At 74.7% G+C, this 24430-nt stretch carries 21 protein-coding genes; 9 read left to right on the top strand and 12 right to left on the bottom strand.

The annotated features are described in order from the left end of the window. Positions 1–142 precede the first annotated feature (142 nt). Entirely contained in the window at positions 143–1267 is a 1125-nt protein-coding gene (locus ABT369_RS44655; protein ID WP_350622348.1) for a serine/threonine kinase C-terminal domain-containing protein, read from the top strand. Further along, positions 1264–1695, top strand: coding sequence for a protein-tyrosine phosphatase family protein (locus tag ABT369_RS44650; RefSeq protein WP_350622346.1), 432 nt, complete (start codon positions 1264–1266; stop codon positions 1693–1695). Before ABT369_RS44655 ends, ABT369_RS44650 begins: the two co-directional genes overlap by 4 nt. Here the strand turns inward: ABT369_RS44650 and ABT369_RS44645 are convergent. From ABT369_RS44645 to ABT369_RS44635, 3 genes are all read right to left on the bottom strand, one after another. Continuing rightward, a complete protein-coding gene (locus tag ABT369_RS44645; protein WP_350622344.1) occupies positions 1679–2131 on the bottom strand; it encodes a fibronectin type III-like domain-contianing protein in 453 nt (150 codons plus the stop codon). The two genes, ABT369_RS44650 and ABT369_RS44645, sit on opposite strands and share 17 nt — an antisense overlap. 138 nt (positions 2132–2269) lie before the next feature. Then, positions 2270–3472 carry an MFS transporter gene (locus ABT369_RS44640; protein ID WP_350622342.1) on the bottom strand — a complete coding sequence of 401 codons (1203 nt, stop codon included), beginning with the start codon at positions 3470–3472 and terminating at the stop codon, positions 2270–2272. Continuing rightward, on the bottom strand, positions 3469–4914 hold the full coding sequence (locus ABT369_RS44635) for a bis-aminopropyl spermidine synthase family protein (RefSeq protein ID WP_350622340.1): 1446 nt from the start codon (positions 4912–4914) through the stop codon (positions 3469–3471). The genes ABT369_RS44640 and ABT369_RS44635 overlap by 4 nt, the downstream gene beginning before the upstream one ends. 345 nt (positions 4915–5259) lie before the next feature. Between ABT369_RS44635 and ABT369_RS44630 the strand changes: the two genes are divergently transcribed. Then, the gene (locus ABT369_RS44630) at positions 5260–7332 is read left to right on the top strand and encodes a M4 family metallopeptidase (RefSeq protein WP_350622338.1); all 2073 of its coding nucleotides are present in this window, start codon (positions 5260–5262) and stop codon (positions 7330–7332) included. Positions 7333–7384: 52 nt separating this feature from the next. Here ABT369_RS44630 and ABT369_RS44625 read toward each other — a convergent pair whose 3' ends face one another. Beyond that, complete coding sequence (locus ABT369_RS44625; protein WP_350622336.1) at positions 7385–7771, bottom strand: PPOX class F420-dependent oxidoreductase; 387 nt, start codon at positions 7769–7771, stop codon at positions 7385–7387. Positions 7772–7865: 94 nt separating this feature from the next. Here ABT369_RS44625 and ABT369_RS44620 point away from each other — a divergent pair, with 94 nt between their 5' ends. After that, positions 7866–11027 carry an ATP-binding protein gene (locus ABT369_RS44620; protein WP_350622334.1) on the top strand — a complete coding sequence of 1054 codons (3162 nt, stop codon included), beginning with the start codon at positions 7866–7868 and terminating at the stop codon, positions 11025–11027. Here the strand turns inward: ABT369_RS44620 and ABT369_RS44615 are convergent. After that, positions 11006–11455 (bottom strand): GNAT family N-acetyltransferase, encoded by a 450-nt coding sequence (locus ABT369_RS44615; protein ID WP_350622332.1) that lies wholly within the window; start codon positions 11453–11455, stop codon positions 11006–11008. The genes ABT369_RS44620 and ABT369_RS44615 overlap by 22 nt on opposite strands. Before the next feature lie 78 nt (positions 11456–11533). Between ABT369_RS44615 and ABT369_RS44610 the strand changes: the two genes are divergently transcribed. Genes ABT369_RS44610 through ABT369_RS44600 form a run of 3 tightly spaced genes read left to right on the top strand, consistent with a single transcriptional unit; the run spans position 11534 to position 13826 of the window. After that, complete coding sequence (locus tag ABT369_RS44610) at positions 11534–12064, top strand: hypothetical protein (protein ID WP_350622330.1); 531 nt, start codon at positions 11534–11536, stop codon at positions 12062–12064. Positions 12065–12075: 11 nt separating this feature from the next. Beyond that, complete coding sequence (locus tag ABT369_RS44605) at positions 12076–13188, top strand: sensor histidine kinase (protein WP_350622328.1); 1113 nt, start codon at positions 12076–12078, stop codon at positions 13186–13188. After that, positions 13185–13826, top strand: a complete 642-nt coding sequence (locus ABT369_RS44600) for a response regulator (RefSeq protein WP_350622326.1) — start codon at positions 13185–13187, stop codon at positions 13824–13826. The genes ABT369_RS44605 and ABT369_RS44600 overlap by 4 nt, the downstream gene beginning before the upstream one ends. Positions 13827–14737: 911 nt before the next feature. On the opposite strand, the gene ABT369_RS44595 is transcribed toward ABT369_RS44600, so the two are convergent. Genes ABT369_RS44595 through ABT369_RS44585 form a run of 3 tightly spaced genes read right to left on the bottom strand, consistent with a single transcriptional unit; the run spans position 14738 to position 17530 of the window. Continuing rightward, a complete protein-coding gene (locus ABT369_RS44595) occupies positions 14738–15847 on the bottom strand; it encodes a nitronate monooxygenase (RefSeq protein ID WP_350622324.1) in 1110 nt (369 codons plus the stop codon). 27 nt (positions 15848–15874) lie between these two features. Next, on the bottom strand, positions 15875–16552 hold the full coding sequence (locus ABT369_RS44590; RefSeq protein ID WP_350622322.1) for a SanA/YdcF family protein: 678 nt from the start codon (positions 16550–16552) through the stop codon (positions 15875–15877). Positions 16553–16576: 24 nt separating this feature from the next. Beyond that, positions 16577–17530 carry a carbohydrate kinase family protein gene (locus ABT369_RS44585; protein ID WP_350622320.1) on the bottom strand — a complete coding sequence of 318 codons (954 nt, stop codon included), beginning with the start codon at positions 17528–17530 and terminating at the stop codon, positions 16577–16579. 19 nt (positions 17531–17549) lie between these two features. On the opposite strand from ABT369_RS44585, the gene ABT369_RS44580 reads away from it, so the two are divergent. Both ABT369_RS44580 and ABT369_RS44575 read left to right on the top strand, forming a co-directional pair. Beyond that, positions 17550–19532 carry a vWA domain-containing protein gene (locus ABT369_RS44580; RefSeq protein ID WP_350622318.1) on the top strand — a complete coding sequence of 661 codons (1983 nt, stop codon included), beginning with the start codon at positions 17550–17552 and terminating at the stop codon, positions 19530–19532. A 10-nt stretch (positions 19533–19542) separates the two neighbouring features. Further along, positions 19543–20946 carry an extracellular solute-binding protein gene (locus ABT369_RS44575; protein ID WP_350622316.1) on the top strand — a complete coding sequence of 468 codons (1404 nt, stop codon included), beginning with the start codon at positions 19543–19545 and terminating at the stop codon, positions 20944–20946. On the opposite strand, the gene ABT369_RS44570 is transcribed toward ABT369_RS44575, so the two are convergent. The 4 genes from ABT369_RS44570 to ABT369_RS44555 form a co-directional block, all read right to left on the bottom strand. After that, positions 20934–21725: an alpha/beta hydrolase gene (locus ABT369_RS44570; protein ID WP_350622314.1), complete on the bottom strand. Its 792-nt coding sequence runs from the start codon at positions 21723–21725 to the stop codon at positions 20934–20936. The genes ABT369_RS44575 and ABT369_RS44570 overlap by 13 nt on opposite strands. Before the next feature lie 36 nt (positions 21726–21761). Beyond that, positions 21762–22490: a class I SAM-dependent methyltransferase gene (locus ABT369_RS44565; protein ID WP_350622312.1), complete on the bottom strand. Its 729-nt coding sequence runs from the start codon at positions 22488–22490 to the stop codon at positions 21762–21764. A 73-nt stretch (positions 22491–22563) separates the two neighbouring features. Continuing rightward, positions 22564–23229 carry a response regulator gene (locus ABT369_RS44560; RefSeq protein WP_350622310.1) on the bottom strand — a complete coding sequence of 222 codons (666 nt, stop codon included), beginning with the start codon at positions 23227–23229 and terminating at the stop codon, positions 22564–22566. Beyond that, on the bottom strand, positions 23226–24425 hold the full coding sequence (locus ABT369_RS44555) for a sensor histidine kinase (RefSeq protein ID WP_350622308.1): 1200 nt from the start codon (positions 24423–24425) through the stop codon (positions 23226–23228). Before ABT369_RS44555 ends, ABT369_RS44560 begins: the two co-directional genes overlap by 4 nt. Between the last annotated feature and the right edge of the window lie 5 nt (positions 24426–24430).

Raw genomic sequence — 24430 nt, 5'->3', positions numbered from 1 at the left:
GCCCGCGCGCCGCCCGCCGCCCCCCCCCGCCCCCGTCGCCCCCCCCCCCCCCGCGCCCCCTTCGCCGGGGGGGCCCGCGGCGGCCGCCGCCTCTGCCGCCGCCGCACCGCCGACCACGCCCGTGGCGCGCGGGAACGCGGCCGTGCCGGCGCCGGTGGAAGCGGCGCCCTCCGGCAAGTCCGGCGTGATCGAGGGCCCGGTCTTCGGCGCGGCCACCGCGGACGAGCTCGACCCGGACCTCGAGGCCCCGGCCGCCGAGCCGGACACCCAGCCGGACGTCGAGCCCGAGGCCAAGACCTGGGTGCCGGTGCAGCGCGAGACCGAGCCCGAGCCGGAGCCGGTCGTCGAGGCCGAGCCGGAGCCCGAACCCGAGCCGGTCGCGGAGGCCGAGCCGGAACCGGAGCCCGAACCCGAGCCGGAGGCCAAGGCGGAGGAGTTCGCGTCCTCGGCGCCCACCGTGCGCCAGCAGCCCGAGGAGCCGACACGCGTCGAGCCGGCCGCACCCCGGGCCGCCGGGGCGGCCGCCGTCGTGCCGCCGCCGCCGGGCTCCGGATCGCCGGCGCGGCGCACCGGCCTGCTCGTCGGCGGCGTCGCCGCGGCGCTCGTGGTGGCGCTGCTGGTCTGGCTGGCCGTGAAGACCGACGGCAGCGCCCCGGACACCCAGGGCACCGGGGCCACCCAGACCACCGGGGCGGCGGCCGCGCCCGTCCCCAGCGCGCCGGGCACCTCGGCGGGCGAGAGCGGCGGCCAGGGCAGCTCCGCGCCCGCGGGGAGCACCGGGAACCCGAGCACCCCGGCGGCGGAGCCGCCGGCCGGGACGGCCTCGGGCAAGCTCCCGCCGCTGCCGCCGGGCTGGGTGGACTACCACGACCCGACGGGCTTCTCGGTGTACGTCCCGCAGGGCTGGAACAAGTCCATGGACGGCACGATGGTCTACTTCCGCGGGAACAACCGCACCCTCGGCATCGACCAGACCGGCAAGCCCAACATGGACCCCGTCGCCGACTGGACGCAGCAGGAGAAGTCCCGCGGCGGCAGCTACTACAAGAACTACTCGCGGGTCGGCATCAGGCCGGTGGACAACTATTTCGTGGTCGCCGCCGACTGGGAGTTCATCTACGGCAACAAGCAGCACGTGAACAACCGCGGCGTGGTGACGTCGGACCACCAGGCCTACGGCATCTGGTGGGCGACCGCCGACAGCGACTGGGCCAACGCCCGCGGCGACCTCGACATCGTGTTCGCGAGCTTCCGGCCCCGGCCGTGAGCGCCTGGGCCGGCGGCGAGGGCGACCTGCTCCGGCTCCCGTCCGGGCGCGTGATCCGCGGGCGCGGGCTGCGGCACGGGCCGCCGGCCGCCACGCCCGACTTCGGCCTGTACCTGCTGGGCCGGCAGCCGCCCCCGGTCGCCTGGGACGCGACCTGGGTGCGCTGGCCCGACTTCCGGCTGCCGTCGGACCGGGCGGCGGCCGCGTCGGCGTTCGCCGAGGCGCTGCGCCGGGCGGAGCACGAGCGGGTCGAGGTGGCCTGCGGCGGCGGGCGGGGGCGCACGGGCACGGCCCTGGCCTGCATCGCGATCCTCGACGGGGTGCCGGCGGACGAGGCCGTGGCCTACGTCCGCCGGCACTACCACCCCCGCGCGGTGGAGACGCCGTGGCAGAAGCGCTACGTGCGGGCGTTCAGTTCGCGGCCTTGAGCAGGGCCGCCATGGTGTCGGGGCCGAACGCGTCCCCGGCGAAGGCGACCACCCGGTCCAGCGGCATGCTGGCCATGAGCGTGAACATCGCCGGGTCCGTCACGGTCTGCGCCATCGCGCCGCCGCCCGCCGCGGCCACCGCCGCGAACGTCTCGGTCAGGGCCGCGGCCCCGCGCGGGTCGGCGAACCACTCGCCGATCGTCGAGGAGGCCGTGAGCGTGCGCCGCTCGTCGTCGCCGGCCACGGCGACGACGGCCGAGGCCCGCAGGTCGCGCGACGAGGCGCCGACGGCGACCGTGTACTCCCCCGCCTCCACGACCCACCGCCCCAGCTCGACGTCCCAGTAGGCCAGGTCGGCGAGCTCGACGTGCTCTTCGGCGTGGTCAACCCGTCGGGGCGCCTCGCCGAGACCATCCCGCTGCGGCTCGCCGACCACCCGGCCTACCTGGACTTCTCACCGCCCTGGCCGAGCCGGTCGCCGAGCACCCGGCGGCGCTCGCGCACCAGATCATGGCGACGATGGACGGGCTGCAGCTGCAGTGGCTGCGCGACCCGGGCGGCACCGACCTGGTCGCTATGTGGACGGCGGCGGCGCGGGTGCTGTTCGCCGGGCTATCGGCGTGAACAGGGCCGCGAGGGCGGTCAGCGTGACGGCGGCGCCGGCGATGCCGAGCGTCGGCGGCACCCCGAAGTGCTTCGCGGCGAACGTGAGCGCCGCGTCGCCGGCCGGGGCGAGCACGAGCTGCAGCGTCCAGAACGCCGCCGTGACCCGGCCGAGCAGATGGCCCGGGGTCACCTCCTGGCGCAGCGAGACCGAGGAGATGCCGGCGATCCCGGTGCACAGCGTCACCGCGGCCGCGAGCACGGCGATGACGGGCACGTCCGCGGCCAGGCCGATCCCGGCCACGACCAGCCCGCACAGGCAGAACGCGCCGATCCAGGTGGCGCCGAAGCCGGCCCGGCGGCGCAGCGGGGCGACCACGGCGGAGGCGAGCGTGCTGCCGAGCACCCCGGCGGTCAGCACCAGGCCGATCACCGCGTCCGGCTGCCCGAGCCCGCTCATGAGGTGGTAGACGATCACGTCGTTGAGGCTCGACGTGAAGAAGATCAGCACCGCGAGGAGCACGGTCAGCGGCAGCATCACCGGGTGGCGGCGGATGAACCGCACGCCGGCGCCGAGGCCGCGCTCGGTGCCCTCGGCGCCGGGGCCGCGCAGGGTGACCAGGAACAGCCCGGCCGCGGAGAGCGCGAAGGAGATCGCGTCGAGGCCGATCGCGTAGATCGGGCCCGCGCCCTGCGAGACGAGGCCGGCGACGGCGGGCCCGGCGAGGTACGCGACCGAGTACGCCCCGTAGAGCAGCCCGTTGGCCTCGGCGATGCGGTCCGCGGGCACCAGCGAGGGCACCACGGCGACGTAGGTGACCTGGAAGATCATCGAGAACACGGCGGCGGACGGCAGCACGACGTACAACACCCACGGCTGCGGCCCGGCCAGCCAGGCGAGCGGGATGGCGCCGAGGAGCACGAACCGGGCCAGGTCACACAGGCGCAGCACGCGCCGCCGGTCGAAGCGGTCGGCGATGACGCCGGCGAAGACGCCCGTGAGCAGGGTGGCCACGGCCGACAACGCGCGGATCCAGCCGAGGTCGGTGATCGAGACCGAACCCGTGCGCATGAGCAGCGGGACGGCGGCGAACGTGCACGCGTCGCCGAACGCGGACAGCGTCTGCACCCCGAGGAAGACCGCGAAGTCGCGGCTGCGCCAGAGCGCGCTCACGCCTGCAGGAGCCGGACGATCACGTGGCGCGGGAGGTCGATCAGCCGGGCGTCGAGATACTCCGGGCGGCCCACCAGCTCCGCCGCGCGATCCTGGGCGGCAGCCCTGGTCAGACCGGGGTCGGCCCGCATCAGCGCGTCGCGCAGCACGTTGCCGACCTTGCCGTGGACGTGCGTGAGCAGCCGGCCGGCGACGCCCTCGGCCGGGCGCAGCACCGCCTCCACGGTCGCCTGCCTCGGGCCGGGCGTGCTGCGGCGCAGGCGCAGGTCCCACTTGGCCCCGACCAGCTCGCGCAGGGCGGTCTGGGCAGCCTCGTCGCGCAGGTCGGGGTGGTTGTTCGCGGCGAGCAGCGTGACCCGCGGGACGTTGAGCGCGAGCAGCACCCGGGCCAGCCACGGGCCGGGGTCGCCGGCGAGGTCGACGGTGAGGTCGTCGGTCTTGAGCGGGCCGCCGCCGAGGATGCGGGCCGGGCCCCGGGCGGCCGCGCCCTCGAGGGACTGCTCGCCGTGGGTGTAGATGTTGGCCGAGCCGGCGAGCTTGTCGAGGCGGCGGTCGAGGACCTGCCAGGTGTGCGGGGTCGGGCGGCAGACGTAGAGATCGCTGGCGCTGCCGACGGCCTGGGCGCCGTGGTACCGGTTGAACCCGGGCAGCATCGCCTCGATCGCGAGGTCGAGGTCGAGCACGGCCCGCTGGACCTTGAGGCCGAGGGCGGGGGTGAGGGGGCTGAAGCCGTACGCCATCACGAGGCGCCCGTTCGTGCGGTCCCGCAGCGCCTGCGCGCCGCGGCCGAGGAACAGCTGCACGCCCTCGGGCGTGTAGGGCGGGTCGGTGAAGATGACGTCCGCGGTGCCCACGAGCGCCGGCGGGAGCCCGAAGCGCAGGTCGGCCTGGTAGCAGGCGATCCCCGCGCCCTGCCCGTCGATGTAGGCCAGCAGCCGCTCGTCGACGTCGACGACGACGATCTCGGTGTCGGGCAGGGCCTGGCGGGCCGCGAGCGAGGTGAGGTCGTGGTCGCCGACGCACACCAGGCGGGCGCCGGCCAGGTCGTAGGTCTCGGCGAGCCAGCGCGCGCGGCGGCGGGCCGTCTCCTCGGTGGCGGAGACGTGGTCGAGGGCCTGGTCGGCCCGGGGCGCGCCGGCGATCAGGGCGCCCATGCCCGCGACCTCGGGCACGTCGCGCAGGCCGGCGAGGTCGAAGCGCTCGGCGTACGACTCCCGGATCGACGGCTCCAGGATCACCCGTTCGTGATCCTCGCGCAGGTCCGGGCCGGCCGCGCGCAGGAGCGCCTCGACGGTGCGGCGCGGGACGGCGTGGTCGCGGACGAGGTCCTCGAGGGTCGCCGGCGCGACCGTGAGCGCCTGGATCAGCTCCCGCAGACGGCGCCCCGCGATCCCGGATGCCGAGACGAGGGCGGCCACCGCGTCGATCGGCTCGGGCTCCACCGGGGCACCCTACCATCGCGAATTTCTGGGGTTGACAGTTAAAAGTTAACCGGGAGTAGCGGTTAGGGCCGCCGGAGATCTACAGAGCGCAAGATTTCTTGGATGTTTCAAGGCCCCAAGTACAGGGTGGGGGCGAGGGTGCCGGTAGGGCATCGACCCTTGTCCAACTCTTCGCATGTGTGTGATCGTCCTCGCATCGCTGCAAGTCGATGTCGACGGCGGGCCTCCGTACGGCGCGCACACCGGCCCTCAGACGCTTCGACGTGCGCGTGACCTCCATTGGTTCCGGCCCCTCCCGTCACACATTCCCCGGTGGGTTCGGGTCGTTGCTGAAAGAAGGCACCCTTGAAACTCTCCCCACGGTTCGCTACAGCGGCCGGAGTGTTCGCGGTCGGGCTGGTCACAGCCGGCACGGCCGCGGCCGTGCAAGCCACGAACGCCTCTGCCTCCACGGACGCCGTCGAGGTGTCCAACGCCGTCGCCGCCCAGTCGGTCGACTCGTTCGTCAAGAGCAAGCCGAGCGTGATCCAGCCGAGTTCCGACGACGCCTACGTGCAGAAGTCGGTCACGGCCTCGGGCAACGCCAAGTACATCGCGTACGAACGGACCTACAAGGGCCTGAAGGTGACGGGCGGTGACTTCGTCGTCGTCACGGACAAGTCCGGCGCGACGCAGTACACCTCGGTCTCCCAGACCAAGGCGATCGGCAACCTCTCGACGACCCCGTCGATCACCTCGGCGGCCGCCGAGTCCGTCGCCAAGGCCCAGCTCAAGACGGTCAACAACGTCGAGGGCACCAACCTCGTCGTGTACACGCTCGACGGGGCGGCCAAGCTCGCGTACGAGACCACGGTGGCCGGCACCGGCGCCGAGGGTGCCAGCCGCCTCACCGTCGACGTCGACGCGGCGACCGGCGCGGTGCTGAACACCACCGAGCACGTCATGGCGGGCACCGGCACCGGCTGGATCAACGGCTCGGTGACGATCAACACCACGCAGTCGGGCAGCACGTACAGCATGAAGGACCCGACCTACACCAACGTCTCCTGCCAGGACGCGGCGAACAACACCACGTTCTCCGGCAGCGACGACGTCTGGGGCAACGGGACCGGCACCAACCGCGAGACCGGCTGCGTCGACGCCCTGTACGTCGCGCAGAAGGAACTGTCGATGCTGTCCACGTGGCTGGGCCGTAACGGCTTCAACGGCTCGGGCGGCGGCTGGCCGATCCGCGTCGGCCTGAACGACCAGAACGCGTACTACGACGGCACCCAGATCCAGATCGGCAAGAACACCGCCGGCCAGTGGATCGCCTCCGCCGACGTCGTGGGTCACGAGGCCGGGCACGGCATCGACGACACCACCCCGGGTGGCATCTCCAAGAGCGGCACCCAGGAGTTCGTCGCGGACACGTTCGGCGCGGCCACCGAGTGGTTCGCGAACAACCCGAACGACCCGCCGGACTACCTGGTCGGCGAGGAGGTCAACCTGGTCGGCAGCGGCCCGATCCGCAACATGTACAACCCGTCGGCCGTCGGCGACTCGAACTGCTACTCCAGCAGCACGCCCGGCTCGGAGGTCCACGCGGCCGCCGGCCCCGGCAACCACTGGTTCTACCTGATGGCCCAGGGCTCCGCCGGTAACGGCCAGCCCGCCAGCCCGACCTGCAACGGCTCGACCGTCAGCAACCCGCTGGGCATCCAGAACGCCATCAAGGTCATGTACAACGCGATGCTGATGAAGACCTCGACGTCTTCGTACCTGAAGTACCGCACCTGGACGCTGACCGCGGCCAAGAACCTGTTCCCGGGCAGCTGCACCCAGTTCAACACGGTCAAGGCCGCGTGGGACGCGGTGTCCGTGCCGGCGCAGTCGGGCGACCCGACCTGCACCGGTGGCACCACCCCGCCGCCCACCACGAGCAGCCCGACCGGCGGCCCGACCACCACGCCGCCGACCGGCACCTGCTCCGGCCAGAAGCTGCTCAACCCCGGCTTCGAGTCCGGCGCGACGTCGTGGACCGGCACCACCGGCAGCATCGGCCAGTGGGCCAGCTCGGGCCAGGCCGCCCACGGCGGCACGTACAGCTCCTGGCTGGACGGTTACGGCTCGACCCACACCGAGGCGATCCAGCAGTCGGTGACCGTCCCGTCCGGATGTACGGCGACCCTGTCGTTCTACGTCCACATCGACTCGGCCGAGACGACCACCACGACCCAGTACGACAAGCTGACCATCTCGGCCGGCTCGACGACCCTGGGCACGCTGTCGAACCTCAACAAGGCCTCCGGGTACCAGCTGAAGAGCTACACCTTCACCGGTACCGGCGCGGCGGTCGCCATCAAGTTCAGCGGCACCGAGGACTCCTCGCTGCAGACCTCGTTCGTCATCGACGACACGGCCGTCACGCTGAGCTAGTACCTGCTCGTCGGAGGGCCCGGGCCGCGCGTCGCCCGGGCCCTTCCGCCGTCTACAACGTGATGGCGATGCCGATCACCGGCGGCCGCTTGAGGCGCAGCACCCCGGTGAGGAAGTTGCCGGCCCGGGACAGGAAGTACTTGCGCGCGATGTACCGCCGCGCCTGCGCCGTGCCCGCCTCGTCGAGCAGCCGCGCGGTCCCGGCCGCGGTCGGCGCGCCCTCCTTGACCGTCCCGCGGACGTTGCACGGGGTGAGCTCGACCCGCCCGTCGTTGCGGATGCGCTTGACCTTCCACGCGTCGAGGTTGGAGATGACGAACACCTCGCCGTCGTGCACCGCGTGCCACACCGGCGTCGCGACGGGGGTGCCGTTCTTGCGGTACGTGGTCAGGCGGACGTACCCGGCCCGCTCGATCGCCTGCGCTGCGTCGGCATTCATGGTGTAAGTGTGCCGTCCGTTCGGCCGGAGTTGGCGCGCCGGGCTCGCTGCCGCGGTGTCCGGCCCCGTACGCTCGTCGCGTCCCAGGCAGGCGATGACGGAGGGGGTCCGGGCCATCCTCCAGTTCCGCATTCTCGGGCCGCTCGAGGTCGACAGCGCCGCCGGGCCGGTCGACACCGGCACCCCGAAGCAGCGCGCCGTGCTGGCCATGCTCGCCACCCAGCCCGGCCGGATCGTCTCCGTGCAGCGGCTCATCGACGAGCTGTGGGCCGACGAGCCGCCGGAGCGGGCGATCGCGTCGCTGCAGGCCTACGTCTCCCGCCTGCGCCGAGCGCTGGAGCCCGGCCGCACCGCCCGGGACCGCTCGGCGGTGCTGGTCAGCCGGGCGCCCGGCTACGTGCTGCAGGTCCCGCCCGAGTCCGTCGACGCCGCCCGGTTCGCCGCCGCCGTCGAGCAGGGCGGTGACCCCGCCGTCGTGGTGAAGACGCTGACCGGGGCGCTGGAGCTGTGGCGGGGCGACCCGCTGCCGGAGCTCGGCGAGTCGTCGCTGGCCCGGGCCGAGCGGGGCCGGCTGCAGGAGCTGCGGCTGACCGCGATCGAACGGCACTCGGAGGCCCTGCTCGCGCTCGGCCGCGCGCCCGAGGTGGTGTACCGCACCGAGACCGCCCTCGCCGAGGCCCCCTACCGCGAACGGCTCTGGGGCCAGCTCATGCTCGCGCTGTACCGCAGCGGGCGGCAGGCCGACGCGATGGCCGCCTTCACCCGGGCGCGCCATGGGCTGGCCGAGGAGCTGGGCATCGAGCCGGGCCCGGCCCTGCAGCAGCTCGCGCAGGAGATCCTGCGCCAGGCCCCGAACCTGGACTCCCCGGCTCCGGCGCCGATCGCGCCCACCGAGGCTGTTCCGGCTCCCGTTCCCGACATTCCCGACCCGCGCGGCGGGCCGCAGAGCAGCTCCGACGAGCTCGTCGGGCGCGACGCCGAGCTGCGCACCGTCGACCGGCTCCTCGCCGAGGCCGCCGCGGGTCACGGCCGGCTCCTGCTCGTCTCCGGCAGCCCCGGCATCGGCAAGTCGGCCCTGCTGCGCGAGCTCGCCGCCCGCGCACCGGGACTCGTCGGCTCCGGCACCGGCGTCGACGGCGAGGCGCCGCCGGTGTTCGTGCCCTGGGCCCAGATCCTGCGCGGCATCGCGTCCGGCCGGCGCGCGGCGACGGCCCTGGCCGAGGCCTTCGCGCCCTACGGCAACCTCCCCGCCGTCCTCGACCCGACCCTCGGCGACGTGCTGCCCATGCCCGCCGCCGAGCGGATCGCCGACCCGGAGATGGCGCGCTCCCGGCTGCTGCAGGGCATCGTCGACGGCCTCGGCCGGCTCGCCGGGTCCGGGCCGCTCGTCATCGTGCTCGACGACGCGCACTGGCTCGACGCGCCCTCGACCGTGCTGCTCACCATGTTCGCCAAGGCGCTGCGCGGGGCCAAGGTGCTGCTCGCCGTCGGGTACCGCGAGGCCGAGCTCGCCCCCGGCGCGCCCCTCGCCGGCGTGCTCGCCGAGCTCGTCGCCGACCCGGCCGCGGTCCGGATGCCGCTGGACGGCCTCGGCCCGGACGGCATCGCCGCGCTCGCGCGCTCGGTCACCGGCGGCGAGGTGCCCGCCGAGACGGTGGCGATGCTGGCCGACCGCACCGGCGGCAACCCGTTCTTCGTCGTCGAGCTGCTGCGCGTGCTCGTCGCCGAGCACACCCTGTCGCCCGAGCACGTGCCGGTCCGGGTCCAGGAGGTGGTCCGCCGCCGCCTCGCCAAGCTCCCCGGGCAGGTCAACGCGGTGCTCGCGGTCGCCGCCGTGCTCGGGCGCGAGGTGGCCGTGCCGGTGCTGCGCGACGTCGTGCAGATCGACGAGCTGGCGCTGTTCGACACCCTCGACACGGCCGTGGTCGCCGGGCTGCTGACCGCCACCGACGACCCCGGCCTGCTGCGCTTCTCCCACGATCTCGTGCGCCAGACCGCGTACCAGGACCAGGGCCCGCTGCGCCGCGCCCGGCTGCACGCGCGGGCCGCCCAGGCGCTGCGCGACACCGGGCTCGGCACCGCCGCCCAGCTCGCCGGGCACCTGCGGGCCGCGCTGCCGGTGCTCTCGCCCTTCGACGTGGTGCCGGCCCTGGCCTCCGCCGCCCGCGAGGCCTACGAGCGCACCGCCCACGAGCAGGCCGACGAGCTGCTCGCCGAGGGCCTGGAGCTGCTGCACCGGGTCCCCGCGGGCGAGCGCCGCGACGTCGCCGAGCTCGACCTGCGCATCCGGCTCGCGTACATGCGCCAGGCCAGCGACGGCTACCTGGCGCCGCTCGCCGCCGAGCAGTACGCCGCGATGGAGCCGCTGCTGCTGCGCCTGCGCGGCCGGCCGGTGCTCGACGTGCTGCCGGCGCTGTGGGGGTACGCCTCCTTCCACACCGCCGCCGGGGACGTGGGGCGGGCCGTGTCGGTCGCCCGCGCCCCCGCGCACGGCCCCGGCGACCCGTGGGCCGCGGTCGTCGCCGAGGTCCACGAGGGCCACGCCGCGCTCACCGTGCCGGACCTGCCGAAGGCGCACGGGCACTTCGAGACCGCGCTCGCCGCGCTGCCCGGCGGGGAGCTGCCGGTGTTCCCGATCGTGAACTGGGACCCGGTGATCGGCGCCCTCGCCCCGGCCGCGATCGCGTGCGGGCTGCTCGGCGACGACGCCTCGGCCCAGGCCCACCTGCGGGCCGCCCGGGCGCGGGCGGGGCGGGTCGGCGAGCTGTTCCTGGACATGTACGTCGCGCACTTCACCGCGGTCGTGGCCGCCGACCGCGACGATCCCGGGGCCGCCGCGGCCGCCGCCCGCGACACCCTCGGGCTGGCGGAGCGGGGCGGGCACCGGGAGTACCGAAGCCTCGCCGCGCTCGTGCTGGGCTGGGCGGAGGTGCGCACCGGCGACCCGGCCGGGCTCGCGCGCATGGCCGCCGCACGCGCGGACCTCGGCGACGCGATGCGCCGCTTCGGGCGCCTCGAGGGCCTCTACGCCGACGCGCTGCTCGCCCTCGACCGGCGCGACGAGGCCGCCGCGGTCGCGTCCGCCGCGCTGGAGGCCGGCCTGCCGGGCCAGAGCGCCTTCGCCGAGCCGGACCTGCTGCGCCTGCGCTCCCTGGCGACCGGCGACCCGTCATGGGCCGCCGAGGCGGTGCGGCGGGCCGGGGAGCTGCACCACGCGCACGCGCTGGCCCGCGCTCAGCTCAGCGTGCGCTCGTAGCAGACGGAGAGCTCGGAGCCCTCGTACGCGCCGAAGAGCGGGATCTGGCGGTACCCCTCCCGCTCGTAGAACCGCCGCGCGTCGGGCTGCTCGGTGCCGGTCTCCAGGCGCAGCAGCGGCCAGCCCCGGGCGGCCGCGCGCTCCTCCAGCGCGCGCAGCAGCGCCGTGGCGACGCCGGTGCCGCGCGCGTGCGGGGTGACGTACATCCGCTTGATCTCGGCGCTGTGCTCGTCGAGCCGCCGCAGCGCGCCGCAGCCCACGGGCTCCCGGTCGTCCAGCGCGACGAGGAAGACGTCGACGTCGCCCGCGCTCGGGGCCTCGCCGGGTTCGTGGTCCTCGCCGCCGTAGCGCTCGTCGAGCTCCGCCACCTGCGCGGCACGGAGCCGGACGCCGGCCGGGTCATCCCACGGTCGCTCCTCGATGATCACGGGTGGAGCATAATCTCCACCCCCGGCTCCACCCGTGGGTGGCGGCTTTCGGGGACGGCGATCAATACCGTTCTCGCCATGAACACGACCACGCTGCTCATCGCCGCCGCCGTCATCGTCCTGCTCCTGGTCCGCCGCTTCATCGGGGAGCCGCTCGAGGCCCGCCGGCTGATCCTCCCGCCGGTGCTGCTGATCATCCTCGGCGGGTACAGCCTCGCGCAGATCGACTTCGCGACCGCGGCCCAGCACCCGGTCCTCGACGGCGCGGTGCTCGGCCTCGGCGCGCTGGTCGCGGTCGCGGGCGGGATCGTGCGCGGCCTCACCGTGAAGGTCTTCGTGCAGCAGGGACACGTGTGGTACCGCTACACGCTCGTCACCATCGCGGTGTGGCTCGGCCTCGTGGTGCTGCGGCTCGGGCAGACGTTCGCCGGCCGCGCGCTCGGCGCCGACCAGGCGGTGCTGAGCGCCGGGCTGCTGCTCGTGCTCGGCCTGAGCTTCCTCGGCGAGGCCGCGATCGTCGGCCGGCGCGCGATCGCCACCGGCGCCCCGTTCGCCCCGAAGGGCTCCCGGCGCGTCGCCCGCAACGGCGGCATCATCGGCGGGAACTGAGCGTGACGGCGATGGCGCAGACTGGTGCGGTGCTCGAGTTCGTGACCGAACGCCGCATCGCGCGGTACCGCCAACTGCGCTCGCTGATCATCCTGCTCATCGTGACCGTCGCCATGATGCAGGACGACCCCCGGCCCGGGCTCTCCGGCCGGGGCCTCGCCCTGTCGGCCGGCATCGCGATCGGGGCGGCGGCGTGGATCGCGATGACACTGCGCCTCGGGGGCCCGCGCCTGCAGCCGTACGCCATCGTCGTGTGCATGGCCGCGGGCGTCGAGCTGACCCTGACCCGTCCCGGCGGCTACGGCGCCGTGTTCTCCCTGGCCGCCGTGACGATCGCGTGCGCGTCGCTGCCGCTGGCCCGCGCCGCCGTGCTGACCGGCATCGGCGCCGTGCTGCTGGCCGCCGCCCACGCGATCGCCGGCTCCCCGCTCGAGTCGATCGTCATCTGGGCCGGCGCGATGCTGCTGCTGCTCCTGCTGGGCACGATCCGCCGCGAGCGCGAGGCCCGCGCGGCGCAGAACGAGCTGCTGGCCGACGAGCAGGCGAAGGCGGTCGCCCTGGCCGAGCGCGCCCGGCTGGCCCGCGAGATCCACGACGTGCTGGCGCACTCGCTCTCGGCCCTGTCCCTGCAGCTGGAGACGGCGGCCGCCCTGCTGGAGCGGGACCGCGCGGCGGAGGCCGCGGTGATCGTCGACCGCGCGGGCCGCCTGGCGCGCGACGGCCTGACGGAGACCCGGCGCGCGGTGAGCGCGCTGCGCGGCGACCCGGTCCCGCTGCCGGAGCTGCTGCGGGAACTCACCGCCGAGTCCGGCTTCGCGCTGGTCGGCGAGGCCCGGGAGCTGAGCGCGGAGACGGGGCTGGCGTTGTACCGCAGCGCCCAGGAGGCCCTCACGAACGTCCGCAAACACGCGCCGGGCAGCTCCGTGCAGGTGCGGCTGGAGTACCGCCCGTCCGACGTCCGGCTCACCGTGCGCAACCACGGCCCCGCGGGCCCACCGGCGACGGGCCTGTCGCCGGGCTACGGCCTGACGGGCCTGCGCGAGCGCGCCGAGCTGGCGGGCGGCACCTTCGAGGCCGGGCCGTCCGGCGACGGCTGGCTGGTGGATGTGAGGATGCCCGGATGAGCATCCGCGTTGTCGTGGCCGACGATCAGACGGCCGTCCGGGAGGGCCTGGCCCTGATGCTGAGCCTCCTGGACGACGTGGAGGTCGTCGGCGAGGCCGCGGACGGCGAGGCGGCCCTGGACCTGGTGGCCGAGCACGGCCCCGACGTCGTACTGATGGATCTGCGCATGCCCCGGATGGACGGCGTGTCGGCGACGGGCCAGATCCGTGCCCGGTTCCCGCAGACGCGCGTGGTGGTCCTGACGACGTTCGCCGACGACGACCACATCCTGTCGGCCCTGCAGGCGGGCGCCCTGGGCTACCTGACGAAGGACGCCGGCCGGGTCCAGATCGCGCAGGCGGTCCGCGCGGCGGCTGCGGGCCAGTCGGTGCTGGATCCCCAGGTCCAGCAGCGCCTTCTGGCCGCGGCCGTGCAGGGCTCGCCGGCCCCCGCTCCCGCCGACGACGGTCTGACGGCCCGCGAGCGCGAGGTCCTGAGCCTGATCGCGACCGGCCTGTCGAACCGGGAGATCGCCGAACGCCTGTACGTGACGGAGGTGACCGTGAAGTCGCACATCAACCGCCTGTTCGCCAAGATCGGCGTCCGCGACCGGGCCCAGGCGGTCCGCTACGCTTACGAGCGCGGCTTGGCCTCGTAGCGTCACAGCGCGTGACTGCCTCATGATCCAATTTTTTCGGGTCGGGTAAAATAGGGTTTGAAAGAGGAGCCGCGCCCGCCCGCCTCTCCTGTGTTTCTCCTGTCTTTCTCCTGTCCGCGTTTCCGGCGAGGTGGAGTTGCGACGCTTGCTCATCCAGCGTGTCGTGATCGAGGGCCGTCCCGTTGCGCTGGTTGGCGCGGTGGCGTGCCAAGGGCGACGCCAGGCTCGCTGACCGGCCGAGCGTCGCGCGCCGACTGGGTTGCCCGGCACGACCGGCTCGGAGCTGGACGCACGCGTGTGCGCGTTGCGCACCCGGCTCAAACGTGGCCCGCGGCTGCTAGGCATGCCCGCCTCGACGGTCCACGCCGTGCCGGCCCGCCGCGGCCTGCACCGCCCGGCCAGGCTGACCCGGCCCAACGCCAGCCCGTCCGCCGCCGCGAGCGCGACCGGCCCGGCGAACTCCTCCACGTCGATGTCAAGACAGCCTACGATGCGTCGTGCACATCCCGGGATATCTGGAGGGAGTCCAGCCGCCGCTGAGGACCTCGCCGCTGGTCGACGCCACGAGTTTGATCGACGGCGAGCTATTCCGGCCGGCGTTTCTCCTGTGGGTGGGCATGGCCCGCTCGGCACCCGAAGCGCCCGGACGAGTGGCCGGTGTTCACCGTGCCGATCGGCGGCGGGACCATGCACCTGGTCGTGTGCAACCTGCCGGACGACGCCGAGGTGCATGCCACGGTAGAAGGTGGCCATTGCTGCCGCAGGAGCCGACGTACCTGCTGACGGCGCTGCCGGCCGTCGCGGATGGCACAGGCACTGCGCGCGGTCGGCGCCACGGGCCTGATTGAGGAGCTGGCCGAAGATCTCCTGCGACACCGCGCGTGCGTAAACCCGTCACCGCCGGCGGCAGATCAGGCCTTCGCGACCAGCCGCTCGAGCGCGGCGCCGGCCGGTCCGCCCCCGGCGAACCGGAAGCCCGTCCCCGCCCACAGGTTGACCCGCTCGGCGTCCCCGGCCTGCGCGGCGGCCCGCCGCAGCGGGGTCGTGAGGTAATGGACAGCGGGATACCCCGACGGCGCCGACTCGTGGTGCCGCTCGACGAACCCGTTGCGCAACGCCCTCGCCGGCCGCCCACTGAACGCCCGCGTGAGCACAGTGTCCACAGTGGACCACATCCCGATCCCGACGAGCCCGCCGTCCTCCGGCTCGGGGGCGGCGGTCAGCACGGACTCGTCGCCCGCCGCGGCCAGCCCGGCGCGCTCCGCCGCCTCGGCCAGGGCCGCCTTGTGCACCGCCGAGGCGCCGCTCTCGTCCGTGCGCAGCAGCGCGGTGCCCACCATCACGGCCTCCGCGCCCGCCTCCAGCGCCGCCGTCACGTCGTCCGCCGTGCCCACCCCGCCCGCCGCGATCACCGGCAGGCCGGCCACGCCGAGCACCGCGCGGACCAGGTCCGGCAGCGGCACGTCGCGCGGGAGCACCGCCGGCGTGAAGGTGCCCGAGTGCGCGCCGGCGTCCGAGGACTGCACGATCAGGCCGTCGACGCCCAACTCGGCGGCGGCGCGGGCCTCCATCGTGGACGTCACGGTCTGCAGGACCACGGTGCCGGCCCGGCGCAGGGCGACCACCGTCGCGGGCTCGGGCAGCGCGAACGTGAAGGAGACCACGGGCACCGGGCGGGCCAGCAGCAGGTCGATCTTGGCCGACCAGTCGTCGTCGTGCTCGACGATCGCCGCGTCGGCCAGGTTCAGGCCGTAGGCGTCCGCCTCCGGCTGCAGGCTCCTGGCATATGCCCGGAATTCGGACGGATCCACCGGAACCGGGTTGGGGGCGAAGACGTTCACGCCGAAGCGGCCCTCCACCCGGTCCAGCTGGGCGGCCAGGTCGGCCGCCGTCCGGTAGCCCGCGGCCAGGAAGCCCAGGGAGCCGGCACGGGCGGCCGCCGTCACCAGATCCGGGGTCGTCGGGCCACCGGCCATGGGAGCGGCCAGCACGGGAAGGGACACACCGAGCAGGGACGTCATGTACCGATCATCCCTCACGGCGCGCGATCAGCCCTGGTTCAGCGCGTCCTGGACCGATGTCTCGCGCCTGCCCAGGAAGACCGGGTCGCGGCCGGACAGGACGTCCCACGCGGCCTTGTCCGCCGCGCCGTACTCGCGCACCGAAGCCTGCGTCCACGGCACCCGGAACCGCCGCATCGTCGTGTCGCCCACGCCCGAGGCGTCGACGCCCAGGTGGCGGCACAGGGCGATCGCGCGCTCCAGGTGGAACGCCTGCGTGACGATGATCATCTTGTCGACGCCGAAGACTCGCCTGGCCCGTGCGCAGGAGTCGTACGTGTCGAAGCCCGCGTGATCCTCGATGATCCGCCCCGCGGGGACGCCGTGGGCGTTGAGCCACAGCCACATGTTGCCCGGCTCGTCGTAGCCCCAGTCCATGTGGTCGCCGGAGACCAGGATCGCCTGGACCTTGCCGGCCGCGTACAGCTGCCGGGCCAGCTCCAGCCGCGCCTCCAGGAACGGCGACGGCGACCCGTCGTCGTACACCTGCGCCCCCAGCACCATGACCACGGGCGCCGGCGGCACCGAGGCGACGTCGAAGACGTGCCCCCACGCCTGGAGCCGCAGCCACATGCCGCTCTCGGCCGTGATGAGGCCACCGGCGATCGCCGCCGCGGCCCCCAGCCGCACCGCCCGGTGAAGCCAGGCCCGCCACTTCACGCGCATCGGCAGATTCTCGGTCCCGACGCGTCAAGCCGACATGAAGTGGGCATCCGCCCGCTCCATCGCGGCGGCCAGCTCGGCCTCGGTGATGAGCTCCTCGTGCGTGCCGGGGGCGCCGCATGCGAAGGCGCCCGAGACCGCGCCGGCCAGCGCGCACTCCGGCAGGGGCCGGCCGTGCAGCCAGCGGCTCATGAAGGCGGTGCTGTAGGCGTCGCCGGCGCCGTTGGAGTCGACGACCGGGCGCTCCGGGCGGGCCACCGGGAAGCGCAGGACGGACGGCCCCGACCACTCGGCGAGCACCCGGGAGCCCGACTCACCCTCGGTGGCGACCACGACCGAGGCCCGGCCCTCCGCGAGGATGCGGCGCATGACGTCGTCGATCCGGTCCGGTACCGCGGCCGAGGAGAGGAACACCAGATCCGCCTCGCTCGCCATCGGCCACGCCCAGTCCGCCTCGCCGTCCCAGGCGTGGATGTCCGTCGAGGTCGAGATGCCGAGCTCGCGGGCGGCGGCCCAGACGGCGGGCGTGCGCTGGGTGGCCACGTGCACGTGCGCGGCGCGCTCGACGAGCGGCAGGTAGAAATCCTCCGGGAAGAGGTACCCGTCCGGGTGACGCCCGTCGAAGAACGAGAACCGGCGACCGGCCGCGTCGACGAGGTTCACGCTGCGCGGGGTGCCGTTCGGGGCCGTGACCGACACGAAGTCGAGGCCCGCGGCGGCGTAGCGGGCCCGGATGAGGGCACCCTGCTCGTCGTCGCCGAGCAGGTCGGCGAAGCGCGTGCGCAGCCCCAGCGCGTGGAATCCGAGCGCGACGCCGTTGCCCGAATGGGCGACATAGTCGCGGATCGGCGGCACCGGCAGGTTGTCGCTGGCGGGGAGGGCGAGCTCGGGCACGCGGACGATCGTGTCCACCCCGGCTCCCCCGAGCACCAGCACGTCGAAGTCCACCACCGGGGCAGCATAGACGGCGGGAATGGACATCGAGGGGCATGATAGGGGCATGGCCGGCGCGGGGGACGACGGGAACGGCCGGGAGTCGGCGCGGCCGCTGGTGTCGATCCTCGTCGCGCTGTTCACCGGCGCGGGCATCGCGCTGCAGCAGCTGTCGACGGGGCAGCCGGCGTCGTTCGCGCGCTGGGCGATGCTCATCGGCGGCTCGATCATCGGCGGCCTCGGCGGCCTGTTCGCCGCGGGCCTGTTCGAGTCGTTGCTGCACTGGTCCGGCGACGTCCTGCAGAAGCTGCGCACGCTGCTGCGGCCGCGGGTGCTCGCCTTCGTCGGCGGGCTGTGCCTCACCGCGCTGGCGGCCGGCTACGTCGTGCCGCCCGCGATCGACTTCACGCAGCGCTGGTGGCGCGGGTGCGAGCGGCCCGCCGCGGTGCGGGTGCTGACCTCGCCGGAGCAGCTGGATGCCGTACGCGGGCTCGCCGACGCCTACGAGTCGGCCACGGCCGCGGCGAACCACGGGTGCCCGACCGCCGAGCTGTACGTGTACGCGGCCCGCCCCGACGACGCCCGCGAGGCCGTCGGCAGCGGCTGGAGCAACGACGCGCTGCGGCAGATCGGCCCGCGGCCCGACGTGTGGCTGCCCGACTCCACCGCCGACGTCGACGCGGCCCGGGACGCGGCCGCGCGCTTCGCGGTGCCGGTGCCGATCGCCGAGCAGCGGGTCATCGCCGCCTCCCCGGTGGTGCTCGGCGTGCCCGTGGCCGCGCTGCCCGACGACCTCGCCCAGCGGCGCGAGGAGCTGAGCTGGAAGCAGCTGTGGGCCGAGGTCGAGCGGCGCGGCTGGGACGTGCTGCGGCCCGACCCGGGGGTCTCGGGCGCGGGGGCGCTGGCCACGACGGTGCTGTACGACAGGACGCACGCCGACGCCCCGGCCGCCCGCGCGATCGAGCAGCGCATCGAGCGCTCCCTGGACGCGGGCGGCTTCCCGCTCGGCGACAGCACCGAGCTGCTGTGCCGCAAGCGCGCCGGCGACCCGCACAAGGCCGCGGTCCTCACCACCGAGCAGGCGCTGGTCCGGTTCAACCAGGGCCTCGGCTGCGGCCTCGACGAGGGGCCGCCCGACGCCGAGCAGACCCTCGTGGCCTTCTACCCCGGCGACACGGTCGGCGCCGACCACCCGATCGTGCGCCTCGGCTGGGACACCACCGCGGCCCCGGCCACGGCCGCGGTCAAGGACCTCGAGGGCTGGCTGGGCCGCGACGAGGGCAAGCGGGCCCTGGTCCGCGCGGCGCTGCGGCCGCCGCCCCTGTTCGACGTCGCCGATCCGCTCACGGAACGCTTCGGCGCGCACGCCGGGGTCGTCTTCGAGCGCCGCCCGCCGTCACCCGACACCGTCCGGACGACGCGGCAACGGTACTCCCAGGCAAGGCGCCCCGGCCGCATCCTGCTCGCCCTGGACGTCTCGGGTTCGATGCAGACCCTGGCCGACGGCCGCCGGACGCGCTTCCAGGTGGCCTCGGCCGGCGTCGGGCGCGCCCTGGAGCTGATGAGCGGCCGCGACGAGTTCGGGCTGCGGGTGTTCCCGGCCGACGGGCGGGGCAGCGGCGCCCGCGACATCGTGCCGCTGGGCCGGGCCGACGTCGCGGTCTCGGGTGTACCGCGGGCCAAGGCCGCCGTCGACGGCCTTGGCCAGGTCCGGCCGGCGGGCGGCACCCCGCTGCTGCAGACGATCGGGGACGGCGTGGACACCGCGGCGAAGGGCCTCGACGAGCAGATCGCGGGCCTGGTCGTGCTGACCGACGGCAACGACACCAGCGGCCTGGACCCGGGCAGCGTGGACGCCGTCGTGCGCGGCAAGGGCGTGCGTGTGTTCGTGATCGCGATCGGCGAGGCGAGCTGCGGCGCGTTCGGCCTGAAGGACATCACCGCACACTCCGGCGGCGCCTGCTACGACGCCGCGACCGGCTCGATCGGCGACATCCTGCGGGACCTGTTCGGCCTGCTCTGGGGAGGCGAGCCTGCCAATGGCGGCTGAAGAATCCACAGTGGACACCAAGCGGAAGCCCTTCAAGAAGCCGGAGTGGCTCACGTGGCCGAAGCGGCGGCCCCGGGCCGAGCTCGTCGCGCTCGGCGTGGCCGCGGGGGTCGTGGTCACGCTGCTCGTGAACGCGTTCGTCGTGCCGTGGTTCGGCGACGACGGCGCGGCCGAGGACGGGGAGCTCGTCCTCCTCAGCGGGCGCGACGACGGGTACGGCAACCAGCGCCAGGCCCTCGTCGACCAGTGGAACGCGCTGCACCCGCGCAACCCGGCCCGCATCGAGGAGCTCGCCGCGGTCGCCGACGCCCAGCGCAGCGAGATGGTCGCCCGGGCGCAGGGCGGCGGCCGGGGCGACGCCGACATCTACGACCTCGACGTGACCTGGACGGCGGAGTTCGCCTCGCAGGGGTACATCCGCGAGCTCGGCGCGGACACGACCGGCTTCCTGCCGGCCCCGCTGGCGACGTGCCGCTACGACGGGAAGCTGTGGGCGCTGCCGTTCAACACCGACGCCGGGCTGCTGTACTACCGCGACGACTACGTGGGCACCCCGCCGACGAGCTGGCCCCAGCTGGTCGCCGCGGCCCAGTCGGTGCTCACCGGCTTCGGCGCGCTGTCCGCCGACGCCTCGCGCCCGGGCGCCGGCTACGCCGGCCAGCTCGCCGACTACGAGGGGCTGACGGTCAACGCGCTGGAGGCGATCTGGGGCGCGGGCGGCGACGTGGTGGACGGCGACGGCACCGTCGTCATCGACTCCAAGGAGGCGCAGGACGGGCTGACCCGGCTCGCGTCCGGGCTGAGCAGGTCCTCGCCGCAGGTGATCCTGCCCGAGTCGGCGACCTTCGACGAGCAGGCCGCGACCCAGGCCTTCGCCGAGGGCAAGGTGCTGTTCATGCGCAACTGGCCGGTCGCGCACCGGACCCTGGACCCGCCGGCGGACCTGGCCGCCGCGCCCGGCCCGTCCTCGTCGCCGGGGGCGGCCCCGCCGGCCCCGCCCGCGCCCGACACCCGCCCGGCCCTGGCGTTCGGGGTGACCCGGCTGCCCGGGCCGAGCGCGCTGGGCGGGCAGAACCTCGCGGTCTCGGCCCACAGCCGCCGCCCGAACGCGGCCCGGCAGCTCATCGAGTTCCTCACCAGCGAGCGCAGCCAGCAGATCCTGTTCGAGCGGGGCGGGTTCGCGGCCACCCGCGAGATCGTGTACCGCGACGCACAGGTGGTGCGGCGCTACCGGTACGCCCCGACGCTGCTCGAGGCGATCCGCTCGGCCCGCACCCGCCCGGTGACCCCGCACTACGCGCAGTTCTCGGAGACGTTCCGGGCGATCGTCCGCGAGGCGCTCGCCGACGGCGGCCGGCTCCCCGCCGACGCGAAGCCGAGGCTGGAGGCGGCGCTGAAGGGCTACAAGCGCTGAGTGTCGGCGTCGGTACCGGCGACGACCCCGGCGATCGCCCACAGGCTCTCGGTGCCGGGCACGAAGTAGCCGTCGTGCCCGTCCACGCCGCCGACCGGGATCGCGGTGGCGCCGAAGCCGGCCTCGTAGGGGTGCGCGCCGTGCCCGGCCCCGGCGATCCGCACGCCCGGGATGCGGCGGGTCCAGTCGTTCGCGGCGGTCCCGGCCCACACGTGCGCGGCGGTGTGCAGGTCCGCGGCCCGGGTGACGCCCAGGCCGGGGCTGCCCAGCGCGACGATGTCGGTGACCCGGTGGTCGAGCCCGTGCGCGGCCAGCCCGGCGACGGTCGAGCCGTAGCTGTGCCCGACGACGACGATGCGCTCCCCCGGCAGCCGGCTCACGAACTCGCGCAGCGCCGCGGCGCCGGCCGAGGCCAGGTCCTCGCGGGCCGCGTCGAGGCCGACGCCGTGCGGCGGGTGGTAGCCGAGCCAGGCCACGACGGCGACCCGGGATTCGCCGCGGGCCGCGATCGCGTCGAGGAGCTGCCGCGCCTGCCAGGCGGGGGCCCGGCGCTGGACGCCGCCGAGCCCGCGGTCGAAGTTCGCCGCGGTCGTGTCCACGCCGGGGACGAGGACCACGACGGTGCGGGCCGTGCTCAGCTCGCCCACGATCTCCAGGGCGCGCCCGTCGGCGAGCCGGACGCTGGACAGCGGCAGCGGCGCCGGGGTGGCGGGGGCGTGGGTGGGGCCGAGGACGGTGAGGGCGGCGGCGAGGACGGGGAGCAGCAGCAGCGTTCTCATGCCGCAGAAGCTAGGAATCAGGCGTACCCCGGATCGTCATACCGGGGAGCGGTCATGCGGCTCCCTCCGGAGTACTGCCGAAACCTCAGGGGTACTGAAGAACGCCATCGGGTCGTGGGTGCCGTTGTGCACGGGCGCCGCGAGCCGCAGGCGCCGCTTCACGCCGGCGAGGTGGTCGTGCAGGTCGGGGTCGCCGTGCCGGGACGCGGTGAGGTGCCCGATCCCCCGCTCCCGCAGCCAGCGCAGCAGCACGGCGCCCTCGCTGTTCGGCCACGGGCGGCGGCCGTGGTAGACGTCGTGCACGGCCACGGCGACGCCGGGCTTGAGGCGCTCGAAGATCCCGGCGGTGTACCAGCGGGCGAACCCGGCCGTGTGCAGGGCGTCGACGAACACGAAGCCGGGATCGCCGGGCAGCTCGGCGGCGCGGACGTCGCCGCGCACGAACCGCCAGCGGGTGCGGGTCAGCTCGTCGGGCAGGCTGCGGCGGGCGTGGTCGACCCGGTCGTAGGTGTGCAGCACGCCGCCGCCGTTGTCGCGCAGGGCGCGCAGCAGCCAGGAGGTCGACCAGCCGTGGTACGAGCCGATCTCGACCACGGTGTGCGGGCGCAGCGCGCGGACGGTGAGGTAGCTGATCTCGGCCTCGATGTCGTCCAGCTTCGGGCGCATCGGGCCCTGCGCCAGCAGTTCCCGCTGCTCCTCGCGCGCGGCGCGCAGGGCGTCGGCGTGCTCGCGGTACCAGGCGATGATGGTCTCGACGGAGTACATGCCGCGCAAGGTAGGGCCGCGGGACCGGCCCGGTCGTCCCTCCGCGGAGCCACGCGGAGGGGCTACCGGGGTACTACTCCCCCGCGGTGACGACCCCGGACTCGTAGGCGAAGACGACCGCCTGGGCCCGGTCGCGCAGGTCGAGCTTCTGCAGCACGCGGCTCACGTGGGTCTTCACGGTCTGCTCGGCGACGACGAGGGTCTCGGCGATCTCGGCGTTGGACTGGCCGCGGGCGATCAGGCGCAGCACCTCGACCTCGCGCGGGGTGAGCTCGCGCAGCCTGGCCGGGGTGTGGCTGACGGCCCTCGGGCGGGCCGCGAACTCCTCGATGAGCTTGCGGGTCACCGAGGGCGCGAGCAGGCCGTCGCCGGCCGCGACGACCCGGACCGCGTTGACGAGCTCGGCGGCGGGGGCGTCCTTGAGCAGGAAGCCGGACGCGCCGGCGCGCAGCGCCTCGAACACGTAGTCGTCGAGGTCGAACGTGGTGAGCATGAGCACCCGGGGCCGGTGCAGGCCGGGGCCGACGTCGAGGATGCGGCGGGTGGCCTGCAGGCCGTCGAGGACCGGCATGCGGATGTCCATGAGCACCACGTCGGGCGCCCGCTCGCGGGCCAGGGTCACGCCCTGCTCGCCGTCGGGGGCGTCGCCGACGACGGTGAAGTCGGGCTGGGCGGCCAGCAGCGCGGCGAAGCCCTGGCGGACCATCGCCTGGTCGTCGACGATGAGGATCTTGATCATGCGTCTCCCAGGGGCAGCGTGGCGACGACCTCGTAGCCTCCGTCGGCGGCCGGGCCGGCGCGCAGGGTCCCGCCGATGGCGGCGGCGCGTTCCTGCATGCCGATCAGCCCGTGGCCGCCCTTGCCCTCCGGGGCCGGCGGGGCGCCGGTGGGCTCGTTGCGCACGAAGACCCGCAGCTCGGCCTTGTCGCGGAAGATGACGATGGCGACGGGGGCGCCGGCCGCGTGGCGGCGGGCGTTGGACAGCGCCTCCTGCACGATGCGGTAGGCGGCCAGCCCGACGCCGGGCGGGACCTCGATGCCGGGGGCGGGCGAGTACTCGACCTGGACCCCGGCCGCGCGGGCCTCCCGGACCAGGCCGCCGAGCTCGTCCAGGGTCGGCTGGGGCTCGGTGAGCGGGACGGAGTCGTCGCGCAGCACGCCGAGCAGGCGCCGCATCTCGGTGAGGGCCTCTCGCGAGGTACCGGCGATGGCTTGCAGCTCCTCGGCCACGGCCGGGGGCACGCCCTCGATGCGGTAGACCGCGGTCTCGGCCCGCACCGCGATGAGCGACATGTGGTGCGCGACGATGTCGTGCATCTCGCGGGCGATCCGGTTGCGCTCCTCGGCGACGGTCGAGCGGGTCTGGGCGATCTCCGTGCGCTCGGCCTCGGCGGCGAGCTCGCGCTGGACCTCGCGGCGGCGGCGGATCTGGTCGCCGACGACGAGCAGGGCGAGCACGAGCAGCAGCAGGCCGGCGACGTTGGCGGGCTGGACGTAGCCGAGCACGAGCAGCCAGGCGCTGACGCCGACCCAGATGACGATGTTGCGGGAGTGCCGGATCGCGACGACGGTGAGGATGAGCGGGAAGCTCAGGATCTGCACCGGCTGGAAGGGCCACGGGGTGCCCTGGTCGATGTGCAGGCTCAGGCTGGTGTAGATCGCCGAGACGAACGCGATGCGCCAGGCCAGCAGCGGGCGGGTGGCGACCAGCGCGATCGGGGCGCCGATGAGCGCCGAGCAGAGGATGATCTGGCCCCAGTGGGCGTTGCCCTCGCGGCGGACGTTGCCCAGGTAGTACTCGTAGGCGAGCAGGCCCGCGAGCAGCCCGGCGATGACGCCGATCAGCGGCAGTGCCCGGCCGAGCCGGGTTCTGGGGTGGACCGCGGGATCCCGGGCGGCGATGAGCCCCCACAGGCCGCGCGCGATCCACCCCACGGTCG

The sequence above is a fragment of the Dactylosporangium sp. NPDC000244 genome (genome assembly GCF_040300725.1).
Lineage (GTDB): Bacteria > Actinomycetota > Actinomycetes > Mycobacteriales > Micromonosporaceae > Dactylosporangium.
Note: the sequence above shows the minus strand (reverse complement) of the source record. Positions and strands in the feature narration are given on the sequence as shown.